This is a genomic window from Tessaracoccus oleiagri (assembly GCF_900103275.1).
Taxonomy (GTDB): Bacteria; Actinomycetota; Actinomycetes; order Propionibacteriales; family Propionibacteriaceae; genus Arachnia; species Arachnia oleiagri.
Genome location: NZ_FNGP01000004.1, coordinates 274,820 through 288,955, shown reverse-complemented (window position 1 = coordinate 288,955; position 14,136 = coordinate 274,820). Strand labels below are relative to the sequence as shown.

The following is a 14,136-nucleotide window of genomic DNA, read 5'->3' as shown; positions in this document are numbered from 1 at the left end:
CTGGAACTCAGGTGCGCTTGATCCTGAGGCTCATGACCCGGGACACCAGCGTCTCGGGCGGGTGCACCGCGCGGTGGGCGCGCTTGATCATCTCGTTGATGGTGGCTTCGATCTCGAAGTTCTCCATACATCGCTCGCAGGCGTGCAGGTGGTGACGGATCGCGTCGGCGTCCGCGTCGGGCATCTCGCCGTGCAGGAAGGCGTGCACCTGCGTGAGCGCGGCGACGCACTCGTCCATCTCGTCGTGCCCGTGGGCCGCCTCACTCACCGTCGGCCTCCCTCCGGCTGCGGCCGATGCCCCGCTCGGCGGCGTACTCGGCGAGCGACTCGCGGAGCTGTGCGCGGCCGCGGTTCAGCCGGCTCATGACCGTCCCGATGGGCGTGTCCATGATCTCGGCGATCTCCTTGTAGGAGAAGCCTTCGACGTCGCTCAGGAGGACGGCGACGCGGTAGTTCTCGCTGAGTTCGGCGATGGCGTCGGCGACGACGCTGTCCGGCATCGACTCGAGCGCCTCCATCTCGGCCGACCGGAGGCCGCGCGAGTCGTGCGACGCGGCGCTGGCCAGCTGCCAGTCCTCGACCTTCTCGTCGCTGCTGATCCTCGGCGAACGCTGGGCCTTGCGGTAGTGCGAGATGTAGGTGTTGGTGAGGATCCGGTAGAGCCAAGCCTTGAGGTTCGTGCCCGGCTGGAACGAGTCCTGCGCGGCGAAGGCCTTGGCGTACGTCTCCTGGACGAGGTCCTCGGCGTCGGCGGGCTTCCGCGTCATGCCGAGCGCGGCGCCGTAGAGCCGATCGACCAGGGCGAGGGCCTCGGTTTCGAACGCGTCCACGTCGTCGGCGGGCACCGACGTCTCCAGATCAGCCTTCGCGTTCATCACCCCGAACAATAGCGCGCCGACGACCCGGGCCAGGCGAAGGTCCGGCGAGAGGGCCGTGGGGGCGATCATGCCCTCCCTAACGCCTCTCGGCGTCGATCTATTCCGCCAGCGGCTCGATCAGTTCCGGCCCGTCGTTGCCCACGGTGCTGACCGCCCGCGAGACCTTGTGCGGGCGTGTCAGGTCCGGCTGGGCGAGCAGCGAGACCGCGCGGTACCCGTCGGTCATGCCGGGGTCGAGCCAGTCCGCGACGGCGTCGGGGGGCACCGTCATCGGCATCCGGTCGTGGACCCAGCCGTACTCGTCGGTGGCCTCGGTGGTGAGGATGGACGTGGTGCGGATCCAGCCCTGGTCCGTGCGGTGGAACTCGAAGATCCCGGCCATCGCGAGCGAGCCCTTCCGGGCCCTCATGAAGTAGGGCTGTTTGACCGTCCGCCGGCCGTGCGGCTCCGAACGCCACTCGTAGTAGCCGAGCGCCGGCAGGATGCACCGCCTCGCCCTCACCGCACCACGGAAGGAGGGTTTCTCGTTGACGGTCTCGACGCGGGCGTTGATGAGCCGCATCGGCTTCTCGCTGCGCCAGGGCGGGATCAACCCCCACGCGCTGGTCCCCAGCTCCCGGCGCAACCGCCCGTCCCGTTCGTCGACGAAGACGGTGGCCACCGGGTCCGTGGGCGCGATGTTGTAGCGCGGTGCGGCGACCTGCTCGACGTCGCCGACGAACTCGATGTCGAACTCCTCGACGAGCTCATCGGGATTGGCAGAGGCTGCATATCTTCCGCACACGTTGTCACCTTAGCCGGGTAGTCTCGGCACATGAGTCTTCTGCGTTTCGCTGCACGATCCATGTTCGCCAGCTACTACATCGTCGACGGCATCAAGGCCGCCACGAAGCCTTCGGAGACTGCGCCGGAGGCCGAGGCATTCACCAAGAAGGCGGTTCCGCTGGTCCAGCGCATCGCGCCCGCCTCCTACTCGTCGAGCATCCCCGAGTCCGCCGAGACCTGGGTCCGCCTGAGCGGGATCGTCAAGGTCGTCGGGGGCGCGATGTTCGCCCTCGGCATCGGCCGCCGGCTGGGTGCCTTCCTCCTGGCGAAGGCGACGGTCATGGACATCGCGATGGCGTGGCCCTCGAAGGACGCCCCGGCCGACGAGCGCAAGGCCGCGCAGAAGGAGGCCCTCAAGCACGTGGCGCTCCTGGGCGGCGCGCTGCTGGCCTCCCGCGACCTGCAGGGACGCCCCAGCCTCGGCTGGCGCGCAGAGCAGAAGTCGAAGCTGGCCGCCCGGCAGGCCCACGAGCTCGGCGAGCGCGCCGGCAAGATGACCAAGCGCGCCAAGCGCCGCGCCAGCAAGCTGGCCAAGGAGATCGGTCGTTGATCGTCTCCCTCCCCCATGCCCCCGAAGGGGTGCATGGTCGGGTCGTCGTGCCCGGATCGAAGTCTGAAACCAACCGTGCCCTCGTCATGGCGGCCCTGGGCGATGGACCCAGCCACATCTCGGGCGCGCTCGCGTCACGCGACTCCGCACTCATGATCGACGCGCTCCGCGCGCTCGGCGTCGGGGTCGACGACCTGGGTGGCGGACGGCTCATTGTCACTCCCGGACCCGTCACCGGTGGAGCCACCATCGACTGCGGTCTCGCCGGCACGGTGATGCGGTTCGTCCCGCCGCTCGCACTCCTCGCGGACGGACCCGTCCGGTTCGTCGGGGACCCACACGCCAGCGAGCGACCCATGGCCGGGCTCCTCGACGGGCTCCGCCAGCTCGGCGCCGGCGTGGACGCCGACCGGCTCCCGTTCACGGTGACGCCCCCGGAGCAGTTGCGCGGTGGCGACGTCACCATCGACTCCTCCGCGAGCAGCCAATTCGTGTCGGGCCTCCTCCTGGTGGGGGCACGCCTTCCCGGGGGCCTCACCGTGCGGCACGCAGGTGACACCCTGCCGTCGCGGCCGCACATCGCGATGACCACGACCATGCTCGCGGACCGGGGGGTGCGCGCCCGGGAGCTCGACGAGCGCACCTGGCGGGTCGACGAAGGCCCGGTGCGGGCGCTGGACAGCCAGGTGGAGCCCGACCTCACCAACGCGTCGGTCTTCCTGGCGGCCGCGGCGGTGGCGGGGGGCCGGGTCTCCGTCCCCGGCTGGCCCGCGACGACCACGCAGCCAGGGGCGCTCTTCCTCGACGTGGCTCGTCGGATGGGCTGCGAGGTGGAGACGGCCGACGGTGTGGTCACCCTGGGCCGCGGCGAAGCGCTCCGTGGCATCGACGTCGACCTCCACGCGGCCTCGGAACTCACCCCGGTGGTGGCCGCCCTTGCGGCGGTCGCGGAGGGTGGGACCACCATCCGCGGCGTCGGACACATCCGAGGGCACGAGACGGACCGGATCGCGGCCCTCGCGACGGAGCTGACGAGGGCCGGCATCGCCGTCGAGGAACGGCCGGACGGACTACGGATCACGGGCGGCACGCCGTCCCCGAGCGTGTTCGAGACCTATGCCGACCACCGCATGGTGCACTTCGCCGCCCTGCTGGGCCTCGTGGCGGCGGGCTCGTCGGTCACGGACATGGAGTGCGTGTCCAAGACCATGCCCGACTTCCCCGACCTGTGGTCGGCGCTGGCGTGAGCATCTACCGCGACGACCACGAGGGCTTCGACCGCCCCCGCCGCCGCACCCGGCCCAGGACCAAGGACCGGCCCAACTACGCGGACGCCCCCGTGGCGCGCGTCGTCGCGATCGACCGCGGCCGTTATCGGTGCATGCTCGAGGACCGGATCGTCACCGCTGTCCGGGGCCGCCTCATCCCGAGGAAGGGCGTCATCGTCGGGGACAACGTCCGGCTCGACGGGGACGTCTCCGGCGAGGAGGGCACGATGGCGCGCATCGTACAGGTCGAACCGAGGTCGACGATGCTGCGCCGCTCCGCCGACGACGCGGACACGTTCGAGCGGCCGATCGTCGCGAACGCCTCGCAGCTCATGATCGTCACCGCGCTGGCCGACCCCACGCCCCGCGTGGGGATGATCGACCGGATCCTCGTCGCCGCCTACGATGCCCGGATCCAGCCGATCCTGTGCCTCACGAAAGCCGACCTGGCATCCCCCGACGAGCTGAGGGAGGCGTACGAGCCGTTGGGCATCCCCATCGTCGTGACGGACCCCGAGGCCGACCTCGACCCGATCCGGCACCTGCTCGAGGACGAGGTGACAGTGCTCGTCGGTCACTCAGGTGTGGGCAAGTCCACCCTCGTCAACCGCCTCGTCCCCGGCGCCAACCGGGTGACCGCCGAGGTGAGCGAGCTCACCGGCAAGGGCCGCCACACCTCCACTTCCGCCATCGCCATGGAACTCCCGACGGGCGGCTGGATCATCGACACCCCCGGGGTCCGCTCCTTCGGCATCAGCCACGTCGAGCCGAGTTCGATCGTCGGGGCCTTCCCCGACCTGACCGCCTTCGTGGACGACTGCCCCCGCGGCTGCACCCACGGATCGGCCGAGCCGGAGTGCGCGCTGGACGCGGCGGTCGAGGCCGGCCGCCTCTCGCCGGAGCGCCTCGGCAGCTTCCGTCGCATGGAGCGCGCCTTCTCCTGACCCTTGTTGGCGGACCACCCGCTCGGGTACCGTCGGAACGTGTCCGAGGCGCGGGTGGGGCCCAGAAGACTGATCGCCGTCCTGGCGATGGCGTTGGTCGCCGTCGTGGGCGCGGTCGCGTGGTGGCCCCGCGGGACACCGGACGCCGCCGAGCCCCTGCCGGTGTCCACCGGTTCGGTCACGTCATCGCCATCTCCCACCACGGATCCGACTCCCTCGCGGACCGGCCCGGTCACCGTCGCCTCCCCGACCCCGTCGGCGTCGCCGGCACCGTTGCCGACGCCGGTGGGCAGGTACAGCCCTCCCCCTTCCCCTTCGGCGACGCCCGCTACCACGCAGCCGGCGGCCGGCACCGGTGTCGCCGGGCAGCAGTGCGCCACCCCCGCGTCGTCCTTCGTGCCGACCCGCTACACGATCGAGCGGCTCGGCGTGCACGAACGCGTCATCGCCATGCCCACCACCGGCAGCGGCCAGGTACCGTCCCCGCCGAAGAACGACCGCCGGTCCGCCGGTTGGTGGAGCGACGGGCCGAGGCCGGGGGCGGGGAAGGGCAAGGCCGTGATGACCATCCACACGTACCGTCCGAGCCTGCGCCCGGCGCTGGGCAACGAGCTGTACCGGGGCGGGAGATCCGCGCTGCGGCCCGGCGACATCATCAAGCTCCACGGCAGCGGCGGCCAGGTGGCCTGCTACCGGTTCACGGAGGCACCCAAGATCTGGGTGCGCGACTACGACCCGTCCTCTCGGCTGATGGTCGACCCGAACGGGGCACCTTCCCTGGTCATCGTCATCTGTTGGGACTTCAACGGCCGCACCGGCGACTGGGACTCCCGGGTGATGTTCCAGTTCGAGCAGGTCTGAGTCAGGCCAGTTCGAGGTCCGTCTCGCACGTCTCCGCGTCGGCGCCTGTCGAGACCGGGCCCGTGGCCGAGCGACCGTCGTACTCGACGGTGATCCGCCCGGTGATGTCGCGTGGGAGCCACAGGCCCGCGAACCCGTTGTCCTGGGTGGTGACCGCGCCCTCGAAGACCGTGGCCCCCGCGTCGTCGACGATAGTCACGTCGAGCTCGGCCGAGCGGAGCTCGCCGACGCAGGTCGTCAGGCTGTGGAAGCCGCAAGGGTGCGTCCGGCTCACGTACGGGGCGATCGAGAGGTAGAACTCGTCCTCCGGCAGCGGGACGGTCGTCTCCCGCTCCGTCTCGAGGTCGGTGACCACCACGTGGTCCGCGCGGACCGAGGCGATGAATTCATCGCGGCGATCCTCGAGCGGCGTCGCCTCGAGTTCATCCACGAGGGCCCGCCCGGTCACGCCGTCGAGGCCGAGCTTCGCGAGGACGTCGACCTCCTGGGCCGCGGTCGCCCCGTCGGCGGGCGCGTCGGGGGAACACCCCGTGACCGTGAGGAGTGCGAGTACGGCTGCGGCGGTCAGCAACACCGGTTTCTTCGGCAACTTCATGCCCCAGACGGTAGCAAAGCGTCACCTCGGTGCGTCGCCCGGGGGCGGATCGGCCGCGTGTCCGTCGACCACCTTGCGCAGCAGCGCGGCGAGTGACCGCCGCTCCTCCTCGTCGAGGCCCCCGAACAACTCCTCGGCGGTGGCGTCCCGGCGGGCCTTGGCCTCCTCCAACTGGTGGGAGCCGGAGTCGGTCACGGTCAGCACCTTCGCCCGGCGGTCGTCGGGATCCGCCGCGACACCGACCAGTCCCGATTCGACGAGCGCGTCGACCACGTCGGTGACGGCCCGCGGCGTGATCCCAAGGGTCTCCGCCAACCGCGCGGGCCGGATCGGGCCGTCGGCGATGTGGCGCAGTGCTCGCAGGTGGTGCGGGGGCATGCCCATGCCCCGGGCGCCGCGGCGCAACTCCCGGACCACATGCAGCATGAGCTCGCCCAGTTCCACGGCAGTCGTTCCCATGCCGGGAATGCTATCAGCCGTCCGTGAGTTATCATCATAGTGAAGTAACCTCATATTCACCCTCATCGACGAAGGGATGCCCATGGCCTACGACCACCCGGAGCGCGGCGCGCTCCGCAAGCGACCCGAGGACGTCGCGCAACTCCGGTCCTCCCCCGTCGACGCCGTGCGCGTCCTGCGGCTGTTCCGCCCGCACGTCGGCGCGATCGGCGCCGTCGTCGGGTTGATCGTGCTGACCGCCGGGCTGACCGTGGTCCAGCCCTTCCTTGTCCGGCGCACCGTCGACGACGCCATCCCGAGCCAGGACGTGCCGCTGCTCGTCCAACTCGTCCTCGCGATGGTGGCGGTGGCGATCGTGACGCAGGCGGTGGGCGTCGTCCAGACCTGGATGAGCGCCCGCGTCGGGCAGCAGATCATGCACCGGCTCCGGATCGACGTGTTCGGGAACCTCCAGCGCCAGTCGATGCGCTTCTTCACCACCCACCGCAGTGGCGAGGTCCAGTCACGACTCACCAACGACATCGCGGGCATGCAGTCCGTCGTGACGACTACCGCCACCTCGATCGCGTCGAACCTCACCATGTCAGTGGCGATCGTCGCCGCCATGCTGGCCCTCAGCCCGGTGCTGTCCCTGCTGTCGCTGCTCGTCCTGCCGCCGGCCGTCTGGCTCACGCGCAAGGTCGCGCTCACCCGTCGCGCGGTGACCGACAAGCAGCAGCGTGCGCTGGCCGACATGCAGCACACCGTTCAAGAGACGTTGTCCGTCTCTGGCGTGCGGCTCTCCAAAACGCTCGGCGCCCAGGAGCGGGCGCACCAGGAGTTCTCCACGGTCTCGCACCAACTGATCGAACTCGAACTCGAGTCCCAGCTCGCGGGCCGCTGGCGGATGGCGACCATGCAGGTGGTCTTCGCCATCATCCCGGCCCTCGTCTACCTCGTCGGCGGGTTGCCCGCCACGTCGGGCGGCATGACGATCGGCACCCTGATCGCGTTCACCACCCTCCAGTCGCAGATCTTCCGCCCCATCACGGGGCTGCTCAACGTCGGCGCCCAGTGGGTCGCCTCGATGGCCCTGTTCTCCCGCATCTTCGAGTACCTGGACCTCGAGCCCGAGGTGCCCGAACCCGCCCGGCCCCGCGACGACGAGATCCGCGGGGCCCGCGTCGAGTTCCGTGGCGTGACCTACCGCTACCCCGGCAACGACAGGGACGCGCTCAGTGGAATCGACCTCGTCGTACCGGAGGGCCACACGGTGGCGATCGTCGGCCACACCGGATCGGGCAAGTCCACGCTCGCCTCCCTGCTGGCCAGGCTCATGGACCCCGACGAGGGCGCCGTGCTCCTCGGCGGCGTGCCGCTCACGCAGATCTCCGCCCGCGAGCGCGCGAGGCGGGTCGGCATCGTCTCGCAGGAGACGTACCTGGCGCACACCACGGTCCGGGAGAACCTCCGCCTGGCGAAGCCCGGTGCGAACGACGAGGAGTTGTGGAGAGCCCTCGAGTGGGCCAACGTGGACCGATTGATCGCCGCCCTGCCGGAGGGGCTGGACACCGTCGTCGGAGCACGCGGGCACCGCTTCTCCGGCGGCGAGCAGCAGAGACTCACCCTGGCCCGCACCCTGTTGGCCGACCCCGACGTGCTCGTGCTCGACGAGGCCACCAGCGCCCTCGACAACGAGACCGAGCGGGCGGTGCAGCGAGCCGTGGGCGCCGCGGGACGGACGAGGCTGGTCATCGCGCACCGGCTCTCCACCATCCAGGACGCGGACCAGATCCTCGTACTGGACGAGGGCCGACTCGTGGAACGGGGCACGCACGCTTCCCTCCTCGCCGACGGTGGCACGTACGCGCGCCTCGTGACGGTCGGCGAGGGCGTACGATCCGCCGCCTGACCCGCGCCCCCGCTCGTCGGTCCACCATTTGTCCGAATGGTGGGCCGATTTTGTATTTGCTGGAATGCATGTATTAGCTTGTACACATGAACAGCTACCTGGTGCGCAATCGTCACCTCGACATGGGTTACATCTGTTCTTCCATGTGTTGTCGCTGACCCGATGACCTTCCGCGGCGCGGGATACGTCGATCCCGAACGCCGCCAGGCTCTCCCCATTCCGGGAACCTGCCACACTTCCGTCTGAATTCGCAGTTCCACCGCGTCGACGGCCCATTCCACCGAAACACCCGACGGGGTTTCGTGCGCCATTTTCCAACAAATCCACTTTCGCTTTCGCGTACCCGAAACAAGGATCAAACACCAATGAAGAAATCACTCGTCTCGCTCCTCGCCGCCACCGGTCTCGCCCTCACCGCGGGCTGCAGCGGAAACGCCCCGGCCGCCGAACGCAGCGCGGAGGAGAAGCCGGTCCTCAAGGTCGCGGGCACCGGGGTCAGCTACCCGCATTCGTTCAAGGAGGGCGACGAGCTCGTCGGCTTCGACACCGAGGTCATCGAGGAGGCCGCCACGCGAGCCGGGTACGAGGTCGAGTTCAGCACGATGGACTTCCCGGGCCTCCTCGGCGCCGTGAACTCCGGCAAGATCGACACCACGGCCACGAACCTGACGTGGACCGAGGAGCGGGCCGGCCTGTACGTGTTCAGCACCGCCTACGCCTTCGACGGGGTCGGCCTGTCGGTCCACGAGGACGACGACACGGTCACCACACTCGCCGACCTCGAGGGCAGGACGATCGCCGCCGGCACCGGCACGACGAACCTCGCGGCGGTGGAGGCCTGGATCGAGGAGAGCGGCGTCGACGCGACCATCCGCCCCTACGACACGGCCCAGAGTGCCTTGCAGGACACCCTCGTCCGGCGCGTCGACGCGCTCGCCCGTCCCTACGGTTCCGCGGTCGCACAGCGGGAGAAGCAGGGCCTGGAGCTGAAGCCGATCGGGGAACTGCTGACGTTCGAGCAGACCCGCTTCCCGTTCGCCGACAACGAGCGCGGCCGCGAGCTCGCCGAGGACATCTCGGCGTCGCTGGAGGAGATGCTCGCCGACGGCACCCTCGCGGAGCTGTCCGAGAAGTACTTCACCTACGACCGCACGGTCGCGGACGAGCGCTTCGCGGAGCCGACCCCGACGGAGCTCACCCTGCCGGAGCAGTACGGTGACGCGCCGTCCGCCAGCCCGTCCAACTGACCCGACCCGCGACGAACGACGAGAAGAGAGGGTGGCGGTCCGATGAGGTTCGACCCGGCCTACATGTGGGAGGCACTGCCGGAACTGGTGCGGCACCTGCCGATGACCCTGCTGCTGGCCGTCGTGTCGATGTGCTTCGCCGTGCTCATCGGACTGCTGCTCGCCCTCCTGAGGTTCGGCCGCGTCCCCGTGCTGAACCAGTTCGCCGTGGGCTACATCTCGTTCTTCCGCGGGATCCCCACCCTGGTCCAGCTGTTCCTCATCTACTTCGGACTCCCGACCGTGATCCCGGCGGCCTCGGCGATGGACGCGGTCACGGCGGCGATCCTCGGACTGAGCCTCAAGCAGGCGGCCTACCTGGCCGAGATCTTCCGGGCAGCCCTCGCCTCGGTGGACCGGGGCCAGTACGAGGCGGGGCTGTCCACCGGGCTCACGCCGTTCCAGATCTACCGGCGCTACATCCTCCCGCAGGCGAGCTACAACGCGCTGCCTGCCACCGGCAACATCTTCATCGGGCTTATCAAGGAGACCTCAGTGGTGTTCACGCTCGGAATCACCGAGCTCTTCGCCAGCGCGCAGATGTATGCCGCCAACAACTTCCGCTATTTCGAGACCTACCTCGTCGTCGGCCTCGTCTATTGGGCGGTGGTCGTGATCGTCGGATTCCTCCTGTCCCGGCTCGAAAAGCGGCTGGGCCTCCCCTACCAGAGGTGAATGACATGAAAATCGATGTCCATGGCATCCACAAGAATTTCGGCACCAAACCCGTGCTGCGGGGCATCGACCTCCGCGTCGCGCAGGGAGAGGTCGTGGCCGTCATCGGCCCCTCCGGGTCAGGGAAGTCCACCCTGCTCCGCTGCCTGAACCTGCTCGAGACTCCGGACTCCGGCACGATCAGGATCGGCGACGCGAGCGTCGACGCCGCGCGGATCGGTCGAAGGGAGGCGGCCCGGCTCCGCTCGAAGACGGCCATGGTGTTTCAGAGCTACAACCTCTTCCGCAACCGGACGGTGCTGCAGAACGTCAGCGACTCGATCACGCTCCGCCGTCGGGCGAGCAGGACCGAGGCAGAGCGCACGGGACGGGAACTGCTCGAGCGCGTCGGCATCGTCGACGAGGTGGTGCGGCAGTACCCCGCGACGCTGTCGGGTGGCCAGGCGCAGCGCGTCAGCATCGCCCGCGCACTCGCGGTGGAGCCGGAGGCCGTCCTGTTCGACGAGCCGACGTCCGCGCTCGACCCGGAGCTCGTCGGCGAGGTGCTGTCGGTGATCCGCGACCTCGCCGACCAGGACACGACCATGGTCATCGTCACCCACGAGATGGGCTTCGCGGCCGAGGTCGCCGACCGCGTCGTCTTCATGGACGAGGGCAGGGTCGTCGAGGAGGGCCCCGCGCGCGACCTGATCGGGAACCCACGGCACGCGCGCACGAGGCAGTTCCTCGGGCAGTTGGGCGACCGGACGGTCGCCGAGCCGCGCAAGCCCCGCGGCATCGGCGAGCTCGACGAGCTCTACCTCGAGTCGATGGTGGCCGGCTGACATGGGTGTGCACGAGATCCGCCCCCTGGAGGGGCTCCGCGTCGTGGAGTTCACGCACTTCATTGCGGGGCCGAGCGCGGGGCAGCGCCTCGCCGAGCTCGGCGCCGACGTGATCAAGGTCGAACCGCCCAAGGGCGACCCCACTCGCCCGGGACCGGGCAACGCCAACGCCAGCCACTTCCTGGCCTTCAACCGCGGGAAGCGCTCAGTGGTCCTCGACCTTCGGGACCCGGACGACGAGGAGGCCGCGCGCAAGCTCGCCGCCGGCGCCGACATCGTCCTGCACAACGTCTCCGCGGAGTCGATGGCGCGGCACGGCCTCGACGGGCCCTCCATCCGCGCGCTCAACCCATTGGTCATCTACGGCTCGGTGCGCGGCTTCCCGTCGAACACCACCCGGGCCGGCCAGAAGGGCTTCGACGGCATCGGCCAGGCGGAGTCCGGCATGGTGTGGGTCAACGGCACATCTGAGAGCGGCCCCCTGAAGCTGCCCTACGCGCCGGTGGACACGGCGACGGGTGACGCGCTCCTGCAGGGCATCCTCGCCGCCGTCATCAAGCGGCTGCGGACGGGGCAGGGGTCGGAGATCGAGGTGTCCCTGTTCGAGGGCGGCATCCACCTCCAGCAGGCCGCGTGGTCGAAGTTCCTCCAGAGCGGCCGGAGCCCCGAGCGCATCGGCAACCTCGAGGCCGACGTCGCACCGGCGGCCGAGATCCTCGCGGTCGTGGACGGCTTCGTCATCATGTCGGCGTACCTGCCGCCGCACTTCGCCGCCCTGTGCCAGCTGCTCGGCATCGAGGAACTGCTCGACGACCCCCGCTTCGCCACCAACGACACACGGCTGGCGCACCAGGTGGAGCTGCACGACCTCATCCAGGCGGCCGTCGATCGTCAGGGCTGGACCGTGCGGGAGGCCGGCGAGGCGTTCGAGAGCATACGCATCGCGCACGGGGTGGTCCGGAGCTACCGCGACATCCTCGACGACGACGCCATCCACGACAGCGGGCAGCTCGCGGAGGCGACGCGCCCCGACGGGACCACGTACCTGGCGCTCAATGCGCCGTACCGCGTGGCGGGCGAACAGCGCCCGAAGCAGTCTCCCCCGACCCCGCGGTTGGGGGAGCACACCGCGGAGGTGCTCGCCGAGATCGCCCGCGGCGAGTGGGACCACAACCAACGACACGTCGCCTGACCACGGGCGGAAGGAGCACGACCCAATGACCGACCATGCACACGAAACCGTCCTCGTCGAGGATCGGGGCGACGTCCTCGAGATCACCATCAACCGGCCCGCGAAGCTCAACGCGATCACGCAGGACGTCGTCGACGGCCTGGCGCTCGCCTATGAGCGGTTCGAGCTCGGAGCCTGGCGCGTCGCCGTGCTCACGGGCGCCGGCAACAGGGCGTTCAGCGCCGGGGCCGACTTCAACGATCCGCCCACCAACGACTCCCCCGCCTACCCGAACTTCGGCACTCCGCTGACGAAACCGATCGTGTCCGCGGTCGAGGGCTACGCCGTCGGCGCCGGTTTCGTGCTCAGCCAGTCCACGGACATCGTGGTGGCCGGCGAGAGCGCCCGCTTCGGCTACCCGGAGGCGAGGATCGGGGTCACCGGCGGCGGGGCGACGTTCCTCACCACGCGCGTCCCCACCAAGGTCGTTGCCGACCTGCTGCTCACGGGCCGCTTCTACGAGGCGCCCCGCGCGCTCGCGGCCGGCCTGGTCAGCGAACTGGTGCCCGATGGTACCGCCCTCGGCAAGGCCCGCGAGATCGCCTCGCTCATCGCCGCGAACCACGCCGATGCGGTGACCGCGCTGAAGGCGCTCATCGACCGCGACACCCAGCGCTCGACGATCGAGGGCGCCCAGCGCGCGAGCCTCTGGACCGCCAACACCCAGGACCGCAGCCGGCTGAGGGAGAGCAAGGGCATCAAGGGCCGCTGATCAGCGCCACCGGACCCGACGGCCGTGGGCCTGTGCCCAGCCGACGGGTTCCCCGTCGAGCGCGACGAGGAACGTCCCCCAGGCCGGCGGCTCGCCGAGGCCGGGCGACCGCTCGTCGACGCCCTCGACGACCCGCGCCCCCTCGAACGACAGCCAGCGCGCGCCACTCGCCACGATCGCGTCGATGACCGCGCGCCGTTGGCCGCGGTCGAGGTAGGCCATCATCGCCGAGTGGAACACGACGGGCGTGGCGCCCGGGGCCGCCCGGCGGAGTTCCGCGACCAGCTCGCCGACCAGCGCCCTCGGCGTGTCGGTGACGTCGGCCCGGCGGACCTGCGGCGGGTCGTGGGCGGCGATCCTCAACGCGCCGGCGAGCCGTTCCTCGCGGTCCTCCTCGTCGGGCCAGACGAGGCTGCGCAGCCAGCGGCGCGTGTCCTCGCCGCGCGGGTCCAGCGGGTGGGCGTCCACGCCCCTGCGGGCGGCCACCTCCAGCTCCGCCGGGTCCCCGGGCAGGGCCCCCTCCGTCCCGGCGTCCAGGACCGGCGCGGTCGGCGTCGCCGCACCTGGCCGGCGGACCGGGCCGGCGTCGTACCGGTACGCGTAGCGGTCCGGCAGCAGGCACAGGCCCGCCGACGTGCCCAGTTCGAGCAGCGCCACGGGCTGGGGAAGCGACGCGAGGACGGGGGCCAGCACGGCCAGCCTGCCCGGTTCGTTCGTCTGCGTGGTGCGGCTGGTCACGATGCCGCGCACGGCGTCCCAGTGCTCGTCCAGCCAGTCGCGGAACCCCGGTCCCGGCGAGGTGGGTCCCGAGAGGTAGCGCACGGCGGCGAGCAGGCGGTTCGGCTGCCGCGCCTGGCCGGGCAGGGCCGCGAGCCGTGCCGACACCTCGGGCGTCTCGGCGATCCACAGGCAGAGGCGCTGCCACGTGGGCGACGTGGCAGCCGTCTCCGCGGCGAACCATCGGTAGAGCTCGTCGATCGGCGTGCGCTCGAAGTAGTGGCCCTCTCTCATGCCGCACACGCTATCCCGCCCCGATCCCGCGAGGACGGACTGCGCCAATACCTGCTCGGGACGCGCGTCACAACCATCGTTTGTATCCTGAGACCAGTCAGGTGGCGCCCAGGGCGACCGCACGTA

16 protein-coding genes are annotated in these 14,136 nt (G+C 70.4%); 10 read left to right on the top strand and 6 right to left on the bottom strand.

Annotated elements, in window-relative coordinates:
* Positions 1 to 7: 7 nt before the first annotated feature.
* The 3 genes from BLR46_RS11945 to BLR46_RS11935 form a co-directional block, all read right to left on the bottom strand.
* Positions 8 to 268, bottom strand: coding sequence for a zf-HC2 domain-containing protein (locus tag BLR46_RS11945; RefSeq protein WP_093252504.1), 261 nt, complete (start codon positions 266 to 268; stop codon positions 8 to 10).
* Positions 261 to 875, bottom strand: coding sequence for a sigma-70 family RNA polymerase sigma factor (locus BLR46_RS11940; protein WP_093252716.1), 615 nt, complete (start codon positions 873 to 875; stop codon positions 261 to 263). The genes BLR46_RS11945 and BLR46_RS11940 overlap by 8 nt, the downstream gene beginning before the upstream one ends.
* 100 nt (positions 876 to 975) lie before the next feature.
* Positions 976 to 1,662 carry an SOS response-associated peptidase gene (locus BLR46_RS11935; protein WP_093252502.1) on the bottom strand — a complete coding sequence of 229 codons (687 nt, stop codon included), beginning with the start codon at positions 1,660 to 1,662 and terminating at the stop codon, positions 976 to 978.
* 30 nt (positions 1,663 to 1,692) lie between these two features.
* On the opposite strand from BLR46_RS11935, the gene BLR46_RS11930 reads away from it, so the two are divergent.
* From BLR46_RS11930 to BLR46_RS11915, 4 genes are read left to right on the top strand one after another with little or no spacing between them, the layout of a single operon-like run.
* Entirely contained in the window at positions 1,693 to 2,253 is a 561-nt protein-coding gene (locus BLR46_RS11930) for a DoxX family protein (RefSeq protein WP_093252500.1), read from the top strand.
* Positions 2,250 to 3,500: a 3-phosphoshikimate 1-carboxyvinyltransferase gene (gene aroA, locus BLR46_RS11925; RefSeq protein WP_093252496.1), complete on the top strand. Its 1,251-nt coding sequence runs from the start codon at positions 2,250 to 2,252 to the stop codon at positions 3,498 to 3,500. Before BLR46_RS11930 ends, aroA begins: the two co-directional genes overlap by 4 nt.
* Complete coding sequence (gene rsgA / locus BLR46_RS11920) at positions 3,497 to 4,465, top strand: ribosome small subunit-dependent GTPase A (RefSeq protein ID WP_093252714.1); 969 nt, start codon at positions 3,497 to 3,499, stop codon at positions 4,463 to 4,465. The genes aroA and rsgA overlap by 4 nt, the downstream gene beginning before the upstream one ends.
* Before the next feature lie 39 nt (positions 4,466 to 4,504).
* On the top strand, positions 4,505 to 5,326 hold the full coding sequence (locus BLR46_RS11915) for a class F sortase (protein WP_143008290.1): 822 nt from the start codon (positions 4,505 to 4,507) through the stop codon (positions 5,324 to 5,326).
* Position 5,327: 1 nt separating this feature from the next.
* Here the strand turns inward: BLR46_RS11915 and BLR46_RS11910 are convergent, their stop codons facing one another.
* On the bottom strand, positions 5,328 to 5,921 hold the full coding sequence (locus BLR46_RS11910) for a CueP family metal-binding protein (RefSeq protein WP_093252491.1): 594 nt from the start codon (positions 5,919 to 5,921) through the stop codon (positions 5,328 to 5,330).
* 21 nt (positions 5,922 to 5,942) lie between these two features.
* Positions 5,943 to 6,380: a MarR family winged helix-turn-helix transcriptional regulator gene (locus BLR46_RS11905; protein WP_176761764.1), complete on the bottom strand. Its 438-nt coding sequence runs from the start codon at positions 6,378 to 6,380 to the stop codon at positions 5,943 to 5,945.
* Between the two features lie 82 nt (positions 6,381 to 6,462).
* Here BLR46_RS11905 and BLR46_RS11900 point away from each other — a divergent pair, with 82 nt between their 5' ends.
* From BLR46_RS11900 to BLR46_RS11875, 6 genes are all read left to right on the top strand, one after another.
* Complete coding sequence (locus BLR46_RS11900; RefSeq protein WP_093252485.1) at positions 6,463 to 8,271, top strand: ABC transporter ATP-binding protein; 1,809 nt, start codon at positions 6,463 to 6,465, stop codon at positions 8,269 to 8,271.
* A gap of 365 nt (positions 8,272 to 8,636) precedes the next feature.
* On the top strand, positions 8,637 to 9,518 hold the full coding sequence (locus BLR46_RS11895) for a transporter substrate-binding domain-containing protein (protein WP_093252483.1): 882 nt from the start codon (positions 8,637 to 8,639) through the stop codon (positions 9,516 to 9,518).
* A 42-nt stretch (positions 9,519 to 9,560) separates the two neighbouring features.
* Entirely contained in the window at positions 9,561 to 10,232 is a 672-nt protein-coding gene (locus BLR46_RS11890) for an amino acid ABC transporter permease (RefSeq protein ID WP_093252481.1), read from the top strand.
* A 5-nt stretch (positions 10,233 to 10,237) separates the two neighbouring features.
* Positions 10,238 to 11,056, top strand: coding sequence for an amino acid ABC transporter ATP-binding protein (locus tag BLR46_RS11885; protein ID WP_093252479.1), 819 nt, complete (start codon positions 10,238 to 10,240; stop codon positions 11,054 to 11,056).
* Between the two features lies 1 nt (position 11,057).
* On the top strand, positions 11,058 to 12,248 hold the full coding sequence (locus BLR46_RS11880; RefSeq protein WP_093252477.1) for a CaiB/BaiF CoA transferase family protein: 1,191 nt from the start codon (positions 11,058 to 11,060) through the stop codon (positions 12,246 to 12,248).
* 25 nt (positions 12,249 to 12,273) lie between these two features.
* Complete coding sequence (locus tag BLR46_RS11875) at positions 12,274 to 12,999, top strand: enoyl-CoA hydratase/isomerase family protein (RefSeq protein WP_176761762.1); 726 nt, start codon at positions 12,274 to 12,276, stop codon at positions 12,997 to 12,999.
* Here the strand turns inward: BLR46_RS11875 and BLR46_RS11870 are convergent, their stop codons facing one another.
* Complete coding sequence (locus tag BLR46_RS11870) at positions 13,000 to 14,010, bottom strand: DUF2332 domain-containing protein (RefSeq protein WP_093252471.1); 1,011 nt, start codon at positions 14,008 to 14,010, stop codon at positions 13,000 to 13,002.
* Positions 14,011 to 14,136: the final 126 nt, after the last annotated feature.

Excerpts from the sequence above, each read along its gene's own strand:
- BLR46_RS11940 (WP_093252716.1), bottom strand. The coding sequence starts at position 875 with ATGAACGCGAAGGCTGATCTGGAGACGTCGGTGCCCGCCGACGACGTG.
- BLR46_RS11930 (WP_093252500.1), top strand. The coding sequence starts at position 1,693 with ATGAGTCTTCTGCGTTTCGCTGCACGATCCATGTTCGCCAGCTACTAC.
- BLR46_RS11910 (WP_093252491.1), bottom strand. The coding sequence starts at position 5,921 with ATGAAGTTGCCGAAGAAACCGGTGTTGCTGACCGCCGCAGCCGTACTC.
- BLR46_RS11905 (WP_176761764.1), bottom strand. The coding sequence starts at position 6,380 with ATGGGAACGACTGCCGTGGAACTGGGCGAGCTCATGCTGCATGTGGTC.
- BLR46_RS11900 (WP_093252485.1), top strand. The coding sequence starts at position 6,463 with ATGGCCTACGACCACCCGGAGCGCGGCGCGCTCCGCAAGCGACCCGAG.
- BLR46_RS11895 (WP_093252483.1), top strand. The coding sequence starts at position 8,637 with ATGAAGAAATCACTCGTCTCGCTCCTCGCCGCCACCGGTCTCGCCCTC.
- BLR46_RS11890 (WP_093252481.1), top strand. The coding sequence starts at position 9,561 with ATGAGGTTCGACCCGGCCTACATGTGGGAGGCACTGCCGGAACTGGTG.
- BLR46_RS11885 (WP_093252479.1), top strand. The coding sequence starts at position 10,238 with ATGAAAATCGATGTCCATGGCATCCACAAGAATTTCGGCACCAAACCC.
- BLR46_RS11880 (WP_093252477.1), top strand. The coding sequence starts at position 11,058 with ATGGGTGTGCACGAGATCCGCCCCCTGGAGGGGCTCCGCGTCGTGGAG.
- BLR46_RS11875 (WP_176761762.1), top strand. The coding sequence starts at position 12,274 with ATGACCGACCATGCACACGAAACCGTCCTCGTCGAGGATCGGGGCGAC.
- BLR46_RS11870 (WP_093252471.1), bottom strand. The coding sequence starts at position 14,010 with ATGAGAGAGGGCCACTACTTCGAGCGCACGCCGATCGACGAGCTCTAC.